A 6,050-nucleotide genomic window follows, 5' to 3' on the forward strand; every position below is an offset into this window, starting at 1 on the left:
CCTATGCCCTATGCCCTATGCCCTATGCCCTATGCCCTATGCCCTATGCCCGACAGTACCTCATCTTTCTGAGAAAGGCTATAATAGGTGTTCATTACATCCGTTAAATTCTCTAAAAAATTCGTTGCCAAACTTCCATCTTCAAGAAGCCAGCTTAGCCTCCAAGGCCAAATAATTTACCGGAAATTCCCCCAAAAATTCCTCTAAACTAGGAGATGTAAAGTTACAAGGTTGAGGCTTACCCAAATAATAACCTTGAGCGTAATCTACCCCAATTTCTTTGATTTTATCCATGATTTTTTGACTTTCCACGTATTCGGCAATTGTTTTAATTCCCATGACGTGAGCTATTTTGGTAATAGCTTCTACCATTGCGATATCAATAGGGTTGTCGGTAATATTTTTAATAAAATTACCATCAATTTTGATGAAATCAACGGGCAAGCTTTTTAGGTAAGCAAAGGAAGACATCCCGCTACCGAAGTCGTCCAAGGCAAACTGGCAGCCGAGTTCCTTGAGTTGGCAAATTAAGCTGGCTGCTTTGCTGAGATTCGAGATCGCCACGGTTTCGGTGATTTCAAAACAAATTATTTCCGGCGGTATTTGATGGATAGAAAACTGCTCTTGAATAAACTCGATCAACTTTTCTTCGTTGATGCTGTCGCCTGAAAGGTTGATGGCATAAAGGCTGGGATATTTTGCAAATGAGGATTGCGAATTAGACAGGGGAGAGGCCGCAGGCAAGGTAACTATTTTATCGCTGTCTGCTCCGGGGTTTTGGACCAATAAATTTGCCGTGAAAATTTGAGATAATTTGCTAAATAAAGTGCGAATTACCCAGCGATCGATCGCTGGCATCAAGTTATAGCGTTCGGCTGCCGGAATAAACGCCATCGGCGATACCAACTGACCGGTTTCAAGCTGGAGGCGGAGCAGGATTTCGCAGTGGATGCCGGTGGTGGATGGGTTGAGCAAATGTACGATCGGCTGAGAGTACAAGCGCAAGCGATTCTCTTCTAAAGCTCGATTAATTTGCACTACCCACTGGGTTTCGCCGTGCTGTTTGATTAATTCCCGATCGCCCGATCGATAAATCTGCACCCGGTTGCGGCCTTTATTTTTAGCAGCGTAGCAGGCAAGATCGGCCGCGCTCAACACCGCAGATGTCGATGCTGTTTTGGGATTAATTGCCACCAAACCGATACTAACGCCGATCGAAAAACTTTTGTTCTGCCACCCAAACCGGAATTCCTGAATGCTTTGCAGCAGCAATTTTGCAACATCTAAGCCCTGTTCTGGGGGGCAGTTGTACAGGAGTACAGCAAACTCATCGCCGCCCAGACGCGCCAAAATATCAGTTTTGCGGATATTGCTTTTAAATAGCTGGCTGACTTGGCGGAGCAGTTCGTCGCCTGCAACGTGACCTGCGGTGTCGTTAACTATTTTGAAGCGATCGAGATCGAGGTAAAGCATGACGTGTTCTTGGCCGTAACCTTGAGCGCCGTGCAGTGCGTGTTCTAGCTGGTACTCAAATTCGCGGCGGTTAACCAATTGCGTCAAGGGGTCGTGAGTTGCTTGCCAGGTGAGTTGTCGCGCTTGAGTTCGCACTTGGGTGACATCTCGGAACACAACGACGGCCCCGACAATTTTGCCGTTGCTGGCGTGGATGGGGGAGACGCAGTGGTCGATCGCAAATTCGCGGTTGTGGCGCGCCACCAGCAAGCTATTGTGTGCTTGGTCAACAATTCGACCTTCGTACAAAGCGATTTCGGCGATATTTTCGATCGGCATCCGGGTAGTTTCGTCAACGATTCTCAGCACGCCCGCTAGGGGCAAACCTTTAGCTTCCGAGGTAGACCAACCGGTGAGTTTTTCAGCAACTGGATTGAGGGTGGAAATGCAGCCGCCGCTGTCAGTAGTGATTACTGCGTCACCGATCGATTGTAGAGTAACTTGAGCGAGTTCTTTTTCTGCAAAAAATGCTTGTTCCATGCGCTTTCTCTCGCTAATATCCCGCTGCACGGACACCCAGTGAGTTAGGTTCCCCAACTCGTCAGCAACGGGTACGCTGTTGAGTTCCACCCAATAAGTTGAACCGTCTTTGCGGTAGTTGATCAATTCCAAACGCAGCGGTTCTCGGCGAGAGAAAGCGCGACGAATTTTAGCAACTTGAGCGCCGTCGCTATCGGGGCCCCGCAGACAACTGGGTGTTTGGCCGATAATTTCTTCGGGCCGATAACCGGTCATTTGGGTAAAAGCTTCGTTGACGTAGATGATGGCTGGATCGGAGATATCGCGGTTTCCCGCATCCATAATCACAATCGCGTCGTTAGCGTTAACTACGGCAGATTCTAGTAGTTGCAGCCGCACCTCTGCCTGCTGGCGAGTAGCGATTTCTGTTTCCAGCCGGCTGTTAGTCAAGCTGAGGGATGCGATCGCCTTTTGCAATTCGCTAGTTTGTTTTTGGACGCTGTCGTGTAAAATGTCGATCGCCCCGGACATTTCCATTGGGTCGAGTACGCGCAGCAAGGTAGTTTGAGTAACTATTCCCAGGAGTTCTCCGCGTTCCCCTTTTACTAGCAACCTGCGGACGAAACGCTGCTGCATTTCCTGATGGGCTACCCACAGCGAGTCTTCTGGCTGGAGACTAAACAAGGGCGTACTCATCACAGTTTGGGCGATCGTTTGCGACAAATCTATATCTAAAGCTTGAAATTCCACAATATCCCGTTCTGTGACGATACCTACAGGAATAGGAAACGGCAAATCGATCGATAACTCTGTAATTACCACACAGCTAACACGGTGCTGCGCCATCAACTGAGCTAAACTCATCACCGACGCAGTTACAGGCGCTTGAACGACTTCTGCAGTCATTACTTCTTTGACGCTGTGCATTTTTAAGATATTTGTCGGTTGCACCATCGCTTGGCGAATGCTTTCGGGCGTTATTACTCCCAGGAGTTTACCGCCACCATCCAATACTGGCAGGTGATGAATTCTGTGTTGGCCAAGCAGAATTAGGGCGCTAAAAATGTCTCGATTTTCATCTTTGGTGAGAGTTGCCACAGGCTGCCGCATCACCTCTGCGATCGTAACATTTTTTAAGTTTTTGCCTGAAGCAATCAAATCGACGAAATCCCTCTCGCTGAAAATTCCTTGCAATTGACTATTTTTTTGAGCAGATTGCCAGTCTGATTTGTCTAGAGATGTTTCCACGACAAAGACGCAGATACCTGTGGCATCTCTGAGGGCCTTTGAGGTGGGGGGATTTGCGATTTCTGTTAGCGGATGGTAGATATCAGTTGGTGGAATCTCAGTGTTTAGAGGGGGATTCGGGCGCTGTTGGCCCATCAGGGTAATTACTTCGGATAATGGGGTATCGGGCCAAACTGTCAAGGGGGATCTGTCAATTACTCGATCTAAAGTTGGCAGATATTTGGAGGAATCGTTTTTGAACATATTTAATTAATTTTTGCGACCGCGCAGACTCTGCGACATTCCAAAAAAGCGCTGCTTTCCAAGCACTACGTTGATTTTTACAGCGCTGCTGAGACCTAATAAAAATTTCTTGTGAAAAATGCACCCGATGTTTGGCTGGGGTTCTAGCCAGTGACGGCTTTCCCTCTACCTATAAAGTTATAAGCTAATTTTTATTTTAAGTTAATTTTTCGGTCTCGCGACACTTTTATTGAGAATAATGTGTTTCTTTTCAACTTTTCGCGCTCGAGTTACCTGCTCAAATTATCTATCGCATTGCCGATCGTATCCATCTTGAGTATCCATCTTTAGAAAGACACATTTATGGGCAATTTTAGCTAATATAGGATATGTTACTACAAAAAAGCACTGTCTTAAGTTCGGCAGTGTTAAGTTTTGCGACATATAAGTTTTGCGAGCTTTCGGAAACCATTTGTGCGCTCTCAAGGGCAATCGATATCACAGCAGATATGTGAATGCGATCGCAAGTTGCGACAACAACTGTGGTAAAATTGTAAATATAAACACCAGAAGTTAATTACATAAGATACTGAGGAAAAAAATATGAACCGCCACCTATTAGCCGCTACTCTTCTAATTACCCCCCTACTGCTCGCCGGCCCGGCTCGCGCCCAAAATCCGGCTCAAGTCAAACAGTTACTCTCAACTGGGCAATGTTTTAGGTGCGACTTGTCTGGAGCAGATTTGACAGGAGCTCATTTAATTGGCGCAGATTTGAGAGAAGCAAATTTGCAAGGCGCCAACCTGTATCGCGCTAACCTCGAAGGTGCCGACTTGACGGGGGCTAACTTGACGGGTGCTGACCTGACAGCAGTTTTCCTGACTAATGCCAGTTTAAATGATGCAGACCTCGATCGGGCAAATCTGACCGCCGCCATCATTAACACCGCTGACGTATCCGGTGCATCAATGGAAGATATGACCATCACTGATGCCAAAATCTACAATACACAAATCGGTGTTGGCGGCAGCTACGACCAGTAACTCGTTAAAAGAATGCAAACAACCCATTTTAAGTTGAAAAACCCGGTTTCTGGGCAGAAACCGGGTTTTTCGTCTTTTTTTAGGGTGTCCAGTGCAGGTCGAACCCTGTCAGTTTCACGGTAGGCGGCTTAGGAATGAGAATTAAATAACTTACTATTTTTATTGTTCTTGTGGGATGGGCTCTATAGCCAGTCCGGGACGGGCTATAGAGCCCATCCCACAATTATGTGTAAATTATTTAATTCGCGATCCTTAATGGAACGAGTATTCAACAAATAACAACTTGATTCTGTAGCAGGTCTAAATGAACAGAAATAATCGTTTAACTATCGAGAAGTTTGTATAGATGCGACATCAAATCTGTTAACATCGGAATTATTCATATATCTCTGCTCTGCATCTGCGTGAATTGGCGTCTATCAATTGTCATGGGCGGTTAAGTTTTATTTTTTTTTACCGCAGATGAGGGCTGATTAACACAGATTAACGCAGATGAATTAGATGGATTCCGGTTGACTTTTGACTGTTGACTGTTGACTGGATTTTACAATTGGGATGCTACCGAATTTGAAAAAACTCACAATAATTATTTTGCCTGCATATTTAATACTGTATAGTAAGTGGGTTTGTCTCGATCGTTAATTACCTAAATGATGTCTGCTTTATAGCTTTTGTCAGTTAGGTGAGGTACGCTCCCGTAATGGTAATCGGTAATGGGTTAGATCGAAGCGGAGGGCAGAAATCATAGCTGGTAGCTAACCACAACTCAAATTACCAATCCGGCAATTACCTATTACCTATTACCGATCGCTCGTGCGTAACTCATGTTACTGAGAACTGCTACAGTGTTTGTTGTTTCTATGTCGCCCAGCATACAGGGCTAATGTTTTTTTTAATGCAAATCAAATTTTTATCAACATAAATTGCCAAAGGTAATATTATTGCTTTGATAGTTAAAATAAGTGCGATCGCGCTCCGGGCTCGGTCAAGTCAACTGCTGCTACCTGCTGCCACAATTTTCAAGAACTTCTAAAATAGTTCAAGAAGGTATCAAAAGACAAAGTAAGGTTTTTCATGGCAGATCAATTAATTCGCGCCCAAGCCGCAGACGGCGGAATTCGCGCTGTAGGGGTGATTACCACACGTCTCACGGAAGAAGCAAGAGGGCGGCACAAGCTCTCTTACGTGGCTACAGCCGCCCTTGGACGCACGATGTCGGCGGGGCTGTTACTCGTCTCCAGCATGAAACGGCCCGAATCGAGAGTCAACATTCGCATTAAAGGAGATGGGCCCTTGGGTGGACTTCTGGTTGATGCGGGACTTGATGGGACGGTTCGAGGTTATGTGAGCAATCCGGCAGTGGAATTGCCGCCTAATGCTAAAGGCAAACTTGATGTCGGCGGCGCTATAGGTGACGGTTATTTGTACGTGGTGCGGGATGTTGGATACGGCTTCCCTTACTCGAGTACGGTAGAATTGGTTTCCGGCGAAATTGGCGACGATCTGACTCACTATTTGGCAACCTCGGAGCAGACTCCTTCGGCTATGGTGTTGGGGGTGTTTGT

Annotated in this window: 3 protein-coding genes; 2 read left to right on the forward strand and 1 reads right to left on the reverse strand. The window is 46.1% G+C overall.

From position 1 onward, the window contains the following. Positions 1 to 141: 141 nt before the first annotated feature. On the reverse strand, positions 142 to 3,462 hold the full coding sequence (locus IQ270_RS27060; RefSeq protein WP_193976247.1) for an EAL domain-containing protein: 3,321 nt from the start codon (positions 3,460 to 3,462) through the stop codon (positions 142 to 144). A gap of 582 nt (positions 3,463 to 4,044) precedes the next feature. Between IQ270_RS27060 and IQ270_RS27065 the strand changes: the two genes are divergently transcribed. Both IQ270_RS27065 and IQ270_RS27070 read left to right on the forward strand, forming a co-directional pair. Continuing rightward, complete coding sequence (locus IQ270_RS27065; protein WP_193976248.1) at positions 4,045 to 4,485, forward strand: pentapeptide repeat-containing protein; 441 nt, start codon at positions 4,045 to 4,047, stop codon at positions 4,483 to 4,485. 1,074 nt (positions 4,486 to 5,559) lie between these two features. After that, the coding region (locus IQ270_RS27070; protein WP_193976249.1) for an Hsp33 family molecular chaperone HslO at positions 5,560 to 6,050 on the forward strand (491 nt) is incomplete at its 3' end.

It is taken from the genome of Microcoleus sp. LEGE 07076, from assembly GCF_015207455.1.
Taxonomy (GTDB): Bacteria; Cyanobacteriota; Cyanobacteriia; order Cyanobacteriales; family Microcoleaceae; genus Microcoleus.

What these genes read in the sequence shown, in the direction of transcription:
- IQ270_RS27060 (WP_193976247.1), bottom strand. Translation starts at nt 3,462, where the DNA reads ATGTTCAAAAACGATTCCTCCAAATATCTGCCAACTTTAGATCGAGTA.
- IQ270_RS27065 (WP_193976248.1), top strand. Translation starts at nt 4,045, where the DNA reads ATGAACCGCCACCTATTAGCCGCTACTCTTCTAATTACCCCCCTACTG.